The sequence below is a fragment of the Hydrogenophaga sp. PML113 genome, from assembly GCF_001777155.1.
In the GTDB taxonomy this organism is placed as follows: domain Bacteria; phylum Pseudomonadota; class Gammaproteobacteria; order Burkholderiales; family Burkholderiaceae_C; genus Hydrogenophaga; species Hydrogenophaga borbori.
Map to the genome: position 1 here is coordinate 99,594 of NZ_MIYM01000010.1, position 12,597 is coordinate 112,190.

Consider the following 12,597-nt stretch of genomic DNA (forward strand, 5'->3'; position numbering starts at 1 on the left):
GGCCCGCTTCCCTACAATCCCGGCCGGTCATGGCTTTCGGCGATCGCCGCCATTGACGCGCGTTATTTGACTATCGCGCCGGGTATCTCCATATACCCCCTCGACTCTAAACCAATTGCTCCGTTTTTCGATAGCGCGCACCCATATGAAACACGCCAAAGTCCTGATCCTGGGTTCCGGCCCCGCCGGCTACACCGCCGCCGTGTACGCGGCCCGCGCCAACCTCAACCCGGTGCTCATCACCGGCATCGCCCAGGGCGGCCAGCTCATGACCACGACCGAGGTGGACAACTGGCCCGCCGACGTGGACGGCGTGCAGGGCCCTGATCTGATGCAGCGTTTCCTGCAGCACGCGGAACGCTTCAAGACCGAGATCGTCTTCGACCACATCAACAAGGTCGACTTCTCCAAGCGCCCCTTCACCCTCACCGGGGACAGCGGCACCTACACCTGCGACGCGCTCATCCTCGCCACCGGCGCGTCGGCCCAGTACCTGGGCCTGCCATCCGAAGAAGCGTTCATGGGCAAGGGCGTGAGCGCCTGCGCCACCTGCGACGGCTTCTTCTACCGCGGCCAGACCACCTGCGTGATCGGCGGCGGCAACACCGCGGTCGAGGAAGCGCTGTACCTGTCCAACATCGCCAGCAAGGTCTACCTGGTGCACCGCCGCGACAAGTTCCGCGCCGAGCCCATCCTGGTGGACAAGGTGATGGAGAAGGTCAAGGAAGGCAAGATCGAGCTCAAGCTCTTCAAGACCCTGGACGAGGTGCTCGGCGACCAGACCGGCGTCACCGGCATCCGCCTGAAGGACACCCAGACCGGCGCCACCGAGGAACTGAAGCTGCAGGGCTGCTTCATCGCCATCGGCCACCGACCGAACACGGAGATTTTCCAGGGCCAACTGGAGATGAAGGACGGCTACATCGTCACGAAATCGGGGCTCAGCGGCATGGCCACCATGACCAGCGTGCCCGGCATCTTCGCGGCGGGCGACGTGCAGGACCATGTGTACCGCCAGGCCATCACCAGCGCTGGCACGGGCTGCATGGCCGCGCTGGACGCTCAGCGCTTCCTGGAGCAGCAGGGCGCCTGAGCCCCCCAGCCCGTCCTATTCGGCCGCCCGGGCCGGCTATGGCTATAATTGCGGGCTTTGCTGAAAGTCCGGCGTCCGCCGGGCCAACCGCGATTTTGGGTTACCGCCACCCACAACTGGCGAGGTGAGGCTGGACGCCAGTCGCCGGGAATTCCCCCGGCGGCCCGCCGCGAACAGCCGTGTGAATGGATCGGAGTGTCCTCATGGCACGCGTCTGCGACGTCACGGGCAAGAAGCCCCAGGTCGGGAACAACGTTTCCCACGCCAACAACAAAACCAAGCGCCGGTTCCTGCCGAACCTGCAATACCGCCGTTTCTGGGTCGAGAGCGAGAACCGCTGGGTGCGCCTGCGCGTCTCCGGCGCTGCCCTGCGCCTGATCGACAAGAAGGGCATCGACGTCGTGCTGGCCGACATGCGCGCCAACGGCCAGGCTTAAGGAGAATCACCATGGCAACCAAAGGCGGTCGCGAAAAGATCAAACTGGTGTCCTCCGCGGGCACCGGCCACTTCTACACCACGGACAAGAACAAGAAGACCACGCCGGACAAGCTGGGCTTTATCAAGTTCGACCCGAAGGCCCGCAAGCACGTGGAATACAAAGAAGCGAAGCTCAAGTAAGAGCCCGTTTCCCCAACAAAAAACCCGCTGTGAGAACAGCGGGTTTTTTGTTGCCTGCTCACGCCGCCGAGCGGCGTGAGCGCATGCCGCTCAAGCGTGGGCCGAGCGCAGGCGGATGGAGAAGTCGCGCAGCGCGGCGATGCCGCTCTCTTCCGCGCGGCGGCACCAGGCCTGCAGGTCGGCGGCGAGCTGCTCGCGCGTGGCGTTGGTGCTGGACCACAGGGCGCGAAGCTCTTCGCGCATGGTCACCATCTTGTCGAGCACCGGGTGCTCGGCGCGAACCTGGGCCAGCTGCGGCTTGACAGCGGCGGGCACCTTGTCGTCGTCGCGGTGCAGCCAGCGCTTGGCGGCCGTCAGCACCGAAGCGTCGGCCTGGCGGGCCTTGAGCGTGGCGATTTCCACCTTGCAGGCCTCGCGCAATTCGCGCGCGTAGCCGGCCATCACCTCATAGCGATTGGCGATGATGGCCTCCAACGTCTGCTCGTCGGCCACCGGCTTGACGGCGCCGAAGGCCATCTTGGGCGGCACCTTCTTGACCGTGGCCAGGCCCAGCGACTGCAGGATGCTGATGTACATCCAGCCGATGTCGAACTCGTAAGGCTTGACCGACAGCTTGGCCGAGGTGGGGTAGGTGTGGTGGTTGTTGTGCAGCTCCTCGCCGCCGATGATGATGCCCCAGGGCGAGACGTTGGTGCTGCCGTCCACCGCCTCGAAGTTGCGGTAGCCCCACCAGTGGCCGATGCCGTTGATGATGCCGGCGGCCGTGATGGGAATCCAGGCCATCTGGATCGCCCAGACCATCAGGCCCAGGGCGCCGAACAGCACCACATCGAGGATCAGCATGAGGCTCACGCCCAGCGCCGAGAAGCGCGTGTAGAGGTTGCGCTCGATCCAGTCGTTCGGCGTGTTGTGGCCGTAGCGCGCCATGGTGTCGGCGTTCTTGGCCTCGGCACGGTAGAGCTCGGCGCCTTCCCAGAACACCTTCTTGATGCCGAAGATGTGCGGGCTGTGGGGGTCGCCTTCCTGCTCGCACTTGGCGTGGTGCTTGCGGTGGATGGCCGTCCATTCCTTGGTGACCATGCCGGTGGTCATCCAGAGCCAGAAGCGGAAGAAGTGCGCGGCGATCGGGTGCAGATCGAGCGAGCGGTGGGCCGAGTGGCGGTGCAGGTAGATCGTGACGCTGGCGATGGTGATGTGCGTCAGCACCAGCGCGATCAGCACGACCTGCCACCAGCTGGCGCCGGTCACGCCGTTGATCAGGAAGTTCACCACGCCGTCGAGCAACGCGGAAAAGGCACCAGGGTCGGAAGCGGTCATCGAAGTCCTATCAGGACTGCCCGGAAACGGAGGACAAGCCTTCACACGCGCCCGGGGCAGGCGGGCGGCGCAGGCAGGATTTTAGGCGGGGGGTGTCTCCCGACCAAGCCATTGGTCCCCGGCAAAGGCCGGAAGTGCCCGTTACTTCAGGGCCAATTGACCCCGATCAAGCTTTTTTCCGCCAGACGGCGGCGAAAAAGCCGTCGGTGCCGTGCCGGTGGGGCCACAGGCGCAGGAAACGCCCTTCGTCGGCCGGGCCGCACAAGGACGGGGCGTCGGGCACGCGCAGGGCGTCCAGCAACGGCGCCACCGGTTCAACCTCGAAGCCGGGGTGCGCTGCCGAAAAGGCCTCGGCCACGGCCTCGTTTTCATCGCGCAGCAGGCTGCAGGTGGCGTAAACCAGCCGCCCGCCGGGCTTGAGCAGGCGCGCCGCGCTGTCCAGGATGGCGCGCTGCGTGGCGGCCTGCGCGGCCACAGTCTCGGGGGTCTGGCGCCACTTGAGGTCGGGGCTGCGGCGCAGCGTGCCCAGGCCGGAGCACGGCGCGTCGACCAGCACCCGATCGATCTTGCCGGCCAGGCGCTTGATGCGCTCGTCGCGCTCGTGCGCGATGGCCACGGGGTGCACGTTGGACAGGCCGCTGCGCGCCAGGCGCGGCTTGAGCGCGTCGAGCCGATGGGCCGAGGTGTCGAAGGCGTAGAGGCGACCGGTGTTGCGCATGGTCGCCCCGATGGCCAGGGTCTTGCCGCCGGCGCCGGCGCAGAAGTCCACCACCATCTCGCCGCGCCTGGCGTCGAGCAGCAGCGCGAGCAACTGCGAGCCTTCGTCCTGCACCTCGAGTTCGCCGTTCACGAAGGCCGGCAGCCGGGCCAGCGAGGGCTTGCCCTGCAGGCGGATGCCCCAGGGCGAATGCGCCGTGGGCTCGGCCTTCAGGCCCGCGGCGCGCAGCGCGGCGAGCGCCGCCTCGCGCTTGGCCTTCAGGGCGTTGACCCGCAGGTCCAGCGGCGCCGGCTGCAGCAGGCTCGCGGCCAGCTCGTCGAAGCCCTCGCCCACCTGCGCGCGCAGGGCGTCGGCCAGCCACTGCGGCAGGTTGTGGCGGTGCGGCGCCAGCCATTCGTCCTCGCGCACCTGGGCGCAGGCGTCCAACCAGACCTTTTCCGGCTCGCTCAGCGCGCTCTTGAGGAAATCGCGGTCGCCCGAGAAGCCCAGGATGGCCAGGCGGCGCCACTTGGAGCCACTGCCCGACCGAGCCAGCCATTCGAACTTGAGGCGCTCACGCAGCGCGGCGTAAACGGTATCGGACAGGGTGGCACGCTCGCGCGGGCCCAGCGACTTGTTCTCGCGGAAATGGCGGGCGACGACGGCGTCGGCGGGGTGGTCAAAACGGAACACGGCCTCGACCAGGGCGGTGCATTCGTCGAGCAGGGCTTTGGGGTGCATGGGGGCGGTATTGTCCCACTGGGATAATCGAGGGCTATGTCTGAAATCCAGGACCAGGTGCGCCGGCGCCGCACCTTCGCCATCATTTCCCACCCCGACGCGGGCAAGACCACGCTCACCGAAAAGCTGCTGCTCTTCTCGGGCGCGATCAACATCGCCGGCAGCGTGAAGGCGCGCAAGGCCGCGCGCCACGCCACCAGCGACTGGATGGAGATCGAAAAGCAGCGCGGCATCTCGGTGGCCTCCAGCGTGATGCAGATGGAATACCGCGACTGCGTCATCAACCTGCTGGACACCCCCGGCCACCAGGACTTCTCTGAGGACACCTACCGGGTGCTGACCGCTGTGGACGCGGCGCTGATGGTGATCGACGCGGCCAACGGCGTGGAGCCGCAGACGCGCCGGCTGCTGCAGGTCTGTCGCGCCCGCAACACGCCCATCATCACCTTCGTCAACAAGATGGACCGCGAGGTGCAGCAGCCGCTGGACCTGATGGACGAGATCGAGCGCGAGCTGGGCATGACGGTGGTGCCCTTCACCTGGCCCGTGGGCATGGGCAAGACCTTCCGTGGCGTGTACGACCGCCGCGCCGAGCAGATGCGCGTCTTCGCCGCCGGCGACGACAAGCGCGGCGGCGAGGAAGAGGTGCTGGCCGGCCTGGACAACCCCGAGAGCGCCACGCGCTTCGGCAGCGAGTTCGCCCAGGCCAAGGACGAGCTGGAACTGGTGGCGGGCGCCTCGCCCGCCTTCGACGAGCAGGCCTTCCTGGGCGGGCATCAGACGCCCATGCTGTTCGGCTCGGCCGTCAACAACTTTGGCGTGCGCGAGGTGCTGGACGCGCTGGTGGACCTGGCGCCGCCGCCCGGACCGCGGCCGGCGATCCAGCGCACCGTCGAGCCCGAGGAGCGCAAGTTCAGCGGCGTGGTCTTCAAGATCCAGGCCAACATGGACCCGGCGCACCGCGACCGCATCGCCTTCGTGCGCGTGGCCAGCGGCCACTTCGAGCGCGGCATGCGCCTGAAGGTGGTGCGCAGCGGCAAGGAGCTGCGCCCCAACACGGTGGTGAGCTTCCTGTCGCAGCGCCGCGAGCTGCTCGACGAGGCCTTCGCGGGCGACATCATCGGCATCCCCAACCACGGCGTGCTGCAGCTGGGCGACACCCTGACCGAGGGCGAGGCGCTGCAGTTCACCGGCCTGCCCTTCTTCGCGCCCGAGATCATCCGCAGCGTGGAGGTGGCCGATCCGCTGCGCAGCAAGCAGCTGCGCGCCGGCCTCACCCAGCTTGGCGAGGAAGGCGCGATCCAGGTCTTCCGCCCGGTGGCCGGCAGCGTGCTGCTGCTGGGCGCCGTGGGCCAGCTGCAGTTCGAGGTGGTGGCCCACCGCCTGGAGCACGAGTACGGCGTCAAGGCGCGCATCACCGGCAGCTCGTACAACGTGGCGCGCTGGGTGACCTGCGCGCCCGAGGACGGCGGCGAGCAGGAGCTCAAGCGCTTCATCGACGCCAACGCCCACCGCGTCGCGCTGGACGCGGTGGACGCGCCCACCGTGCTGCTGGACCACATGGCGACGTTGCGCGCGGTCGAGGCCAACTGGCCGAAAATCAGGTTCCACGCCATGCGCGAGCACGCGGGGCTGGTCTTCCACAAGTCCATGTGACGGCGCCCATCCATCACGTCCAGGTTCGGCCCGGCCCCATGGCCGGCGTGCACGCCGTGCTGACGCACAGCGCCCGCGGCTTCGGCCGGCACTGGCACGACAGCTTCGGCTTCGGCGTGATGGACGAAGGCGCCCACCGGTCCGCCAGCGGCCGCGGCCCGGTGCTCGCGACCGCCGGCAAGCTGATCGCCACCAACCCCGGCGAGGTGCACGACGGCCTGCCCATCGGCGAACAGGCGCGCCGCTGGCGCATGGTGCACGTCAGCCCCGAGGCCATGGCCGCGCTGTCCGACCTGCGGCCCGGCCACGAGATCACCCAGCCGGTGTTCGACGACCCCCTCCTGCACGGAGCCATCCACCGCCTGTTCCTCTGCTGGGACGGCAGCGCCCCTGCCGCGGATCACGCGCTCTGGGACGAGGCCCTGACCAGCGCCTGCGGCCTGCTGGCCCAGCGCCACGGCAACCGCCAGCCGGGCGAATCCGGCCTCGACACCCTGGGCCTGGCCCGGGCGCGCGAGCGCCTGCTCGACGGCCTGGAGCGAGCGCCCGGCCTGGACGAGTTGGCCGGCCTGGCCGGCCTGTCGCGCTTCCAGCTCGTGCGCCAGTTCGCGCGCGCGCACGGTCTGCCGCCCTTGGCCTGGCTGCTGCAGCAGCGGCTGGGCCGTGCGCGGGCGCTGATCGCCGCCGGCACGCCCCTGAGCGAGGCCGCCCTGGCCTGCGGCTTCGCCGACCAAAGCCACCTGAACCGCCACTTCGTGCGCTGCTTCGGCTTCACCCCCGGCGCCTGGCGCCGCGCCTGGCTGCAATAACGTTCAAGACGGCCCGCGCGCGGCGCGCCAGGATTCGCCCAGGGCCCGGTTCATCGGGCCGCCCTGTCGACACCCGGAGCGCCGCATGCCCAGCCTCGAATTCCTCCTCACCTCCGCCGTCGTGGTGGTCACGCCCGGCGCGGGCGTGCTGTTCACCGTCTCCACGGGCCTGTCTCAGGGGCGGCTCGCCAGCGCCTATGCCTCGCTGGGCTGCACCCTGGGCATCCTGCCGCACATGGCCGCCACCGCGCTGGGCCTGGCCGCCGTGATGCACGCGGGCGCCCTGGCCTTCCAGTTGCTGAAGCTGGCTGGCGTGCTCTACCTGCTGTTCCTCGCCTGGATGACCTGGCGCGACCGCTCGGCCTTCGCCGCCGCGGCCCCGGGCACGCCCCCGCAGTCGCCGCTGCGCCTGGTCGTCAAGGCGGTGCTGGTCAACGCGCTCAACCCCAAGCTGACCTTGTTCTTCTTCGCCTTCCTGCCCCAGTTCATGGACCCGGCCAACCCGGCGCCCATGCGGCAGTTCGCCGTGTTGAGCGCGGTCTTCATGCTCATGACACTGGCCGTGTTCGTGGCCTACGGTGCGCTCGCCGACGCCTTCCGCCAGCGCGTGCTGGCCTCGCGGCGCACGCAGGACGCGCTGCGCCGCGGCTTCTCGGCCGCCTTCGCGCTGATGGCGGCCAAGCTCGCGCTGAGCGGGCGCTGAACCGCCCCGGCGGGCCCTCAGCCGCCCGCCAGGCAGCGCTCCACGGCGCGCGGGTAGATCAGGTGCTCCTGCGTGAGCACCCTCGCCGCCAGCGCCTCGGCCGTGTCGCCGGGCAGCACGGGCACCACCGCCTGCGCCAGGATCTCGCCATGGTCGAGCTCGCCGGTGACGCGGTGCACCGTGGCGCCGGCCACGCGGCAGCCCATCTCGATGGCGCGCTGGTGCGTCTTCAGGCCGGGGAAGGCCGGCAACAGGCTGGGGTGGATGTTGAGCAGCCGGCCCTCGTAGTGGCGCACGAAGCCCGGCGTGAGGATGCGCATGAAGCCCGCCAGCAGCACCAGCGCGGGCGCGTGGGCGTCTATGGTGGCCATGAGCGCGGCGTCGAAGGCCTCGCGGTCGGCGTGCCGCTGGTGGTCGACCACCGCGGTGGCCAGCCCGCGTTCGCGGGCCCAGGCCAGGCCGGCGGCGTCGGGCCGGTTGCTCAGCACCGCCACCACGCCCGCGCCAAAGCGCTCGCCCCAGCGATCCCGCGCCGACGCCTCCACCAGGGCGGCCATGTTCGAGCCGCTGCCCGAGATGAGGATGACAATCGGACGGGCTGGGCGCGCTGGCATGGGGCGGGAGTGTAATGAGGCAGGCCGGCGGCTTGTCGCCGCCTCGACACGCAAAAAACGAACGGTCGTGCGAAACTCGATTCACACGCAACCCGGGGCCCGTTGGGCCCCCGCCGAGGAGACACACGATGGATCTGGCCTTCACGCCTGAGGAGCAGGCGTTTCGCGACGAGATACGCGCCTGGGTGCGCGCCAACCTGCCCGCCGAGATCAGCCACAAGGTGCACAACGCCCTGCGCCTGACGCGCGACGACATGCAGCGCTGGGCGAAGATCCTGGGCAAGAAGGGCTGGCTGGGCTACGGCTGGCCCCAACAGTTCGGCGGCCCGGGCTGGAGCGCGGTGCAAAAGCACCTGTTCGAGGAGGAATGCGCCCTGGCCGGCGCGCCGCGCATCGTGCCCTTCGGGCCGGTGATGGTGGCGCCGGTCATCATGGCCTTCGGCAACAAGGAACAGCAAGAACGCTTCCTGCCCGGCATCGCCAGCGGCGAGGTCTGGTGGAGCCAGGGCTACAGCGAGCCGGGCTCGGGCTCGGACCTGGCCTCGCTCAAGACGCGCGCCGAGCGCAAGGGCGACAAATACATCGTCAACGGCCAGAAGACCTGGACCACGCTGGGCCAGTATGGCGACTGGATGTTCAACCTCGTGCGCACCAGCACCGAGGGCAAACCGCAGACCGGCATCTCCTTTCTGCTGCTGGACATGAAGTCCAAGGGTGTCTCGGTGCGCCCCATCAAGCTGCTGGACGGCGAATGCGAGGTCAACGAGGTCTTCTTCGACAACGTCGAGGTGCCGGCCGAGAACCTGATCGGCGAGGAGAACAAGGGCTGGACCTACGCCAAGCACCTGCTCAGCCACGAGCGCACCAACATCGCCGACGTGAACCGCGCCAAGCGCGAGCTGGAGCGCCTCAAGCGCATCGCCAAGACCGAGGGCGTGTGGGACGACACCCGATTTCGCGACCAGATCGCGCTGCTCGAGGTGGACGTGGTGGCACTGGAGATGCTGGTGCTGCGCGTGCTCTCGGCCGAGAAGTCGGGCAAGAACTCGCTGGACATCGCCGGCCTGCTCAAGATCCGCGGCAGCGAAATCCAGCAGCGCTACAGCGAGCTCATGATGCTCGCCGCCGGCCCCTACAGCCTGCCTTTCATCGAGGAGGCCATGGAAGCCGGCTGGCAGGGCGACTTTCCCGGCGGCGTGCTGGCCAACGCGCCGCTCGCCTCCACGTACTTCAACATGCGCAAGACCACGATCTACGGCGGCTCCAACGAGGTGCAACGCAACATCGTGGCGCAGACCGTGCTGGGCTGAGGAGACAAGAATGGACTTCGATTTTTCCGACGACCAGGTCGCGCTGCGCGACGCCGTGCAGAAGTGGGTGGAGAAGGCCTACAGCTTCGAGCGCCGGCGCGCCATCGTGCAAGCCGGCGGATTCGACCGCGGCGTCTACCAGGAACTCGCCGACCTGGGCCTGACCGGCCTGCTGGTCGATGAAACCAACGGCGGCCTGGGCATGGGCCCGGTCGAGGCCATGGTGGTGATGGAGGAGCTGGGCCGCGGCCTGGTGCTCCAGCCGCTCGCGCAGACCCTGCTCGTCAGCGGCGTCATCGGCGCCTATGGCGCGGACGACGTGAAGGCCGGCTGGCTGTCCCGCATCGCCAGCGGCGAGGCCCTGGTGGTGCTGGCCCTGCAGGAGCGCGGCGCGCGCTACCGGCTCGACCGCCTCGCCGCCACCGCCAGCCAGGCGGGCGGCGCCTGGACCGTGTCCGGCAACAAGCACCTCGTGGCGGCGGCCGACCGCGCCGACGCCTTCCTGGTGCCCGCCGTGGCCAATGGCCAACCCGCCCTGTTCCTGGTGGAGGCCGACGCCAGCGGCGTGAAGACCACCGGCTATCCCACGCAGGACGGCAGCCGCGCCGGCGACCTGGCGCTGGACAAGGCCCCGGCCGTGCTGGTCACCGCCAATGGTCAGGCCGCGCTGGAGCACGCGGTGGACGTGGGCATCGCCGCCACCTGCGCCGAGGGCGTGGGGGTGATGGAGCAGACGCTGGCGCTCACGGTGGACTACATGAACACGCGCAAGCAGTTCGGCGTGGCCATCGCCAGCTTCCAGGCCCTGCGCCACCGCGTGGCCGACATGAAGATGCAGCTGGAGCTGGCGCGCTCCATGAGCTACTACGCCAGCCTGAAGCTCAACGCCCCCGCGGCCGAGCGCCGCGCCGCCATGGCCCGCGCCAAGGTGCAGCTGGGCAACGCCATGCGCTTCATCGGCCAGCAATCGGTGCAGCTGCACGGCGGCATCGGCGTGACCGACGAGTACATTGGCAGCCACTACTTCAAGAAGCTCACCCAGCTGGAAATGACGTTCGGCGACACCCTGCACCACCTGGGCGAGGTGTCCGGGCGCATGCAGGACACCGCTGGCGTGTTCGCCTGACCCCGCGCCGCGCCTGCGGCGCGTCACCCCCTCAAGGGGGCAACGCCAGCGGCCCGGCAACGCCGGTTCCGCGGCGTTTCTGGGTCAGGCATGCAGGCGCGACGACTTCGGCAGGTGCGCCATCAGGAACTCCATCTGGTCCGCCAGGATGCGGCGGTTGCGCAGGATGAAGTCCTCCCACAGGCTGGGCACGTAGGGCGTATACAGCAGCGGCATGTGCGCCTGCTCGGGCGTGCGGTTGCCCTTGCGGTGGTTGCACGACTTGCAGGCCGTCACCACGTTCATCCAGGTGTCGCGCCCGTTCTGGCCGAAGGGCACGATGTGCTCGCGCGTCAGGTCTTCCTCGTGGAAATGGTGGCCGCAATAGGCGCAGACGTTGCGGTCGCGCGAGAACAGCTTCTGGTTCGTGAGCGTGGGCCGCAGCTCGAAGGGGTTGATGCGCGGCACGCCCTGGGTGCCGATGATCGAATTGACCGTGATCACCGACTGCAGGCCCGTGACGGCGTTGTGGCCGCCGTGGAACACCGCGATCTCGGCACCCGCCTCCCAGCGCACCTCCTCGGCCGCGTAGTGCAACACGGCTTCTTCGAGGCTGATCCAGGACTGGGGCAGTCCCTGCGCCGAGAGTTTCAAGACCTTCAAAACGGGCTCCTTCGTGCGTCAAGACACCGGAAAGACCCGGAACCCGCATGGAGCCCGGGGCCTGCGTTTTCGTGTGCCAATATAACAACCTTCGACGACGAATCCGCGTCCATGCGGGACAAGCCCCCGCGATGTGACAAACCTTCCCGCCCCGCCCTTCCCCATGCAAATCCTCCGCGGCCTCTGGAACCGCCCCCACGGCACGCCCGACGGCGTGCGCGGCTGCGCCCTCACCATCGGCAACTTCGACGGCGTGCACCGTGGCCACCAGGCCATGCTGGCGCTGCTGCGCAACGAGGCCCGCCACCGCGGCGTGCCCAGCTGCGTGATGACCTTCGAGCCGCACCCGCGCGACTACTTCGCCGCCCGCCACCGCAAGCCCGAGCTGGCGCCCGCGCGCATCGCCACCCTGCGCGACAAGCTGGAGGAGCTGCAGCGCTGCGGGGTGGACCGCTGCGTGATCCTGCCCTTCAACGAGCGCCTGGCCTCGCAGACCGCCGCCTCCTTCATCGAGGACACCCTGGTCGGAGCCCTGGGCGTGCGCTACGTGCTGGTGGGCGACGACTTCCGCTTCGGGGCCCAGCGCGCGGGCGACTACGCCATGCTCGACGCGGCCGGCGCGCGCCAGGGCTTCGACGTGGCGCGCATGCAGAGCTACGAGGTGCACGGCCTGCGCGTGTCCAGCTCGGCCGTGCGCGAGGCCTTGGCCGAAGGCCGCCTGGACGACGCCGCCGCCCTGTTGGGCCGGCCCTACGCCATCAGCGGACACGTGGTGCATGGGCGCCAGCTGGGCCGGGCGCTGGCCGAGTCAGCCCCAGGCCGCCACGACGGCTTTCGCACCCTCAACCTGCGCTTCGCGCACTGGAAGCCGGCCGCCAGCGGCATCTTCGCGGTGCTGGTGCACGGCCTGTGGGACGAGCCCCTGCGCGGCGTGGCCAACCTGGGCGTGCGGCCCTCGCTGGACCCGAACGACGTCAACGGCGGGCGTGTGCTGCTGGAAACCCATTGCCTGGACTGGCCCGCGGCCTTGTCCCAGCGCCTGCCCGGCGGGGAGGCCTACGGTAAAATCGTGCGCGTGGAACTGCTGCACAAACTGCACGACGAGCTGAAGTACGACAGCCTCGATGCCCTCACGCAAGGCATCGCCAAGGACGTCGCCGACGCCCGCGCGTTCTTCGAGGCCATGCACGGTCGCACCCACCGGCAGACCACACGCGACCGAATTTGACGACCGCCCCCTGGCGGTGGTTGCCCTTCCACAGGCTCGGGG

At 69.2% G+C, this 12,597-nt stretch carries 13 protein-coding genes; 9 read left to right on the top strand and 4 right to left on the bottom strand.

Annotation, left to right across the window (positions count from 1 at the left end; translation table 11 throughout):
• Window positions 1-145 precede the first annotated feature (145 nt).
• From trxB to rpmG, 3 genes are all read left to right on the top strand, one after another.
• Complete coding sequence (trxB, locus tag BHU06_RS18110; protein ID WP_070400608.1) at window positions 146-1,093, top strand: thioredoxin-disulfide reductase; 948 nt, start codon at window positions 146-148, stop codon at window positions 1,091-1,093.
• Between the two features lie 203 nt (window positions 1,094-1,296).
• Window positions 1,297-1,530, top strand: coding sequence for a 50S ribosomal protein L28 (gene rpmB, locus BHU06_RS18115; protein WP_070400609.1), 234 nt, complete (start codon window positions 1,297-1,299; stop codon window positions 1,528-1,530).
• Between the two features lie 11 nt (window positions 1,531-1,541).
• On the top strand, window positions 1,542-1,712 hold the full coding sequence (gene rpmG / locus BHU06_RS18120; RefSeq protein ID WP_070400610.1) for a 50S ribosomal protein L33: 171 nt from the start codon (window positions 1,542-1,544) through the stop codon (window positions 1,710-1,712).
• 90 nt (window positions 1,713-1,802) lie between these two features.
• Here the strand turns inward: rpmG and BHU06_RS18125 are convergent, their stop codons facing one another.
• Window positions 1,803-3,029, bottom strand: a complete 1,227-nt coding sequence (locus tag BHU06_RS18125) for a fatty acid desaturase (RefSeq protein ID WP_070400611.1) — start codon at window positions 3,027-3,029, stop codon at window positions 1,803-1,805.
• Window positions 3,030-3,195: 166 nt separating this feature from the next.
• Window positions 3,196-4,467 (bottom strand): RsmB/NOP family class I SAM-dependent RNA methyltransferase, encoded by a 1,272-nt coding sequence (locus tag BHU06_RS18130; RefSeq protein WP_070400612.1) that lies wholly within the window; start codon window positions 4,465-4,467, stop codon window positions 3,196-3,198.
• Window positions 4,468-4,503: 36 nt separating this feature from the next.
• Here BHU06_RS18130 and BHU06_RS18135 point away from each other — a divergent pair, with 36 nt between their 5' ends.
• The 3 genes from BHU06_RS18135 to BHU06_RS18145 all read left to right on the top strand — a co-directional run bounded on the left by BHU06_RS18135 (window position 4,504) and on the right by BHU06_RS18145 (window position 7,635).
• A complete protein-coding gene (locus BHU06_RS18135; protein ID WP_070400613.1) occupies window positions 4,504-6,123 on the top strand; it encodes a peptide chain release factor 3 in 1,620 nt (539 codons plus the stop codon).
• A gap of 38 nt (window positions 6,124-6,161) precedes the next feature.
• Window positions 6,162-6,932: an AraC family transcriptional regulator gene (locus BHU06_RS18140; protein WP_070400614.1), complete on the top strand. Its 771-nt coding sequence runs from the start codon at window positions 6,162-6,164 to the stop codon at window positions 6,930-6,932.
• A gap of 85 nt (window positions 6,933-7,017) precedes the next feature.
• Window positions 7,018-7,635, top strand: a complete 618-nt coding sequence (locus tag BHU06_RS18145; RefSeq protein ID WP_070400615.1) for a LysE family translocator — start codon at window positions 7,018-7,020, stop codon at window positions 7,633-7,635.
• Window positions 7,636-7,652: 17 nt separating this feature from the next.
• Here the strand turns inward: BHU06_RS18145 and purN are convergent, their stop codons facing one another.
• On the bottom strand, window positions 7,653-8,249 hold the full coding sequence (gene purN, locus BHU06_RS18150) for a phosphoribosylglycinamide formyltransferase (RefSeq protein ID WP_070400616.1): 597 nt from the start codon (window positions 8,247-8,249) through the stop codon (window positions 7,653-7,655).
• Window positions 8,250-8,377: 128 nt separating this feature from the next.
• Between purN and BHU06_RS18155 the strand changes: the two genes are divergently transcribed.
• Window positions 8,378-9,559 (top strand): acyl-CoA dehydrogenase family protein, encoded by a 1,182-nt coding sequence (locus BHU06_RS18155; protein WP_070400617.1) that lies wholly within the window; start codon window positions 8,378-8,380, stop codon window positions 9,557-9,559.
• 10 nt (window positions 9,560-9,569) lie between these two features.
• Complete coding sequence (locus BHU06_RS18160; RefSeq protein ID WP_070400618.1) at window positions 9,570-10,685, top strand: acyl-CoA dehydrogenase family protein; 1,116 nt, start codon at window positions 9,570-9,572, stop codon at window positions 10,683-10,685.
• Window positions 10,686-10,769: 84 nt separating this feature from the next.
• Here BHU06_RS18160 and BHU06_RS18165 read toward each other — a convergent pair whose 3' ends face one another.
• Window positions 10,770-11,327, bottom strand: coding sequence for an HNH endonuclease (locus BHU06_RS18165; protein WP_070400619.1), 558 nt, complete (start codon window positions 11,325-11,327; stop codon window positions 10,770-10,772).
• Window positions 11,328-11,490: 163 nt separating this feature from the next.
• Here BHU06_RS18165 and BHU06_RS18170 point away from each other — a divergent pair, with 163 nt between their 5' ends.
• A complete protein-coding gene (locus BHU06_RS18170; RefSeq protein WP_070400620.1) occupies window positions 11,491-12,555 on the top strand; it encodes a bifunctional riboflavin kinase/FAD synthetase in 1,065 nt (354 codons plus the stop codon).
• The last annotated feature ends 42 nt before the right edge of the window (window positions 12,556-12,597 follow it).

Excerpts from the sequence above, each read along its gene's own strand:
- BHU06_RS18130 (WP_070400612.1), bottom strand. The coding sequence starts at position 4,467 with ATGCACCCCAAAGCCCTGCTCGACGAATGCACCGCCCTGGTCGAGGCC.
- BHU06_RS18125 (WP_070400611.1), bottom strand. The coding sequence starts at position 3,029 with ATGACCGCTTCCGACCCTGGTGCCTTTTCCGCGTTGCTCGACGGCGTG.
- BHU06_RS18155 (WP_070400617.1), top strand. The coding sequence starts at position 8,378 with ATGGATCTGGCCTTCACGCCTGAGGAGCAGGCGTTTCGCGACGAGATA.
- BHU06_RS18140 (WP_070400614.1), top strand. The coding sequence starts at position 6,162 with ATGGCCGGCGTGCACGCCGTGCTGACGCACAGCGCCCGCGGCTTCGGC.
- rpmB (WP_070400609.1), top strand. The coding sequence starts at position 1,297 with ATGGCACGCGTCTGCGACGTCACGGGCAAGAAGCCCCAGGTCGGGAAC.
- BHU06_RS18145 (WP_070400615.1), top strand. The coding sequence starts at position 7,018 with ATGCCCAGCCTCGAATTCCTCCTCACCTCCGCCGTCGTGGTGGTCACG.
- purN (WP_070400616.1), bottom strand. The coding sequence starts at position 8,249 with ATGCCAGCGCGCCCAGCCCGTCCGATTGTCATCCTCATCTCGGGCAGC.
- trxB (WP_070400608.1), top strand. The coding sequence starts at position 146 with ATGAAACACGCCAAAGTCCTGATCCTGGGTTCCGGCCCCGCCGGCTAC.
- BHU06_RS18160 (WP_070400618.1), top strand. The coding sequence starts at position 9,570 with ATGGACTTCGATTTTTCCGACGACCAGGTCGCGCTGCGCGACGCCGTG.
- rpmG (WP_070400610.1), top strand. The coding sequence starts at position 1,542 with ATGGCAACCAAAGGCGGTCGCGAAAAGATCAAACTGGTGTCCTCCGCG.
- BHU06_RS18135 (WP_070400613.1), top strand. The coding sequence starts at position 4,504 with ATGTCTGAAATCCAGGACCAGGTGCGCCGGCGCCGCACCTTCGCCATC.
- BHU06_RS18170 (WP_070400620.1), top strand. The coding sequence starts at position 11,491 with ATGCAAATCCTCCGCGGCCTCTGGAACCGCCCCCACGGCACGCCCGAC.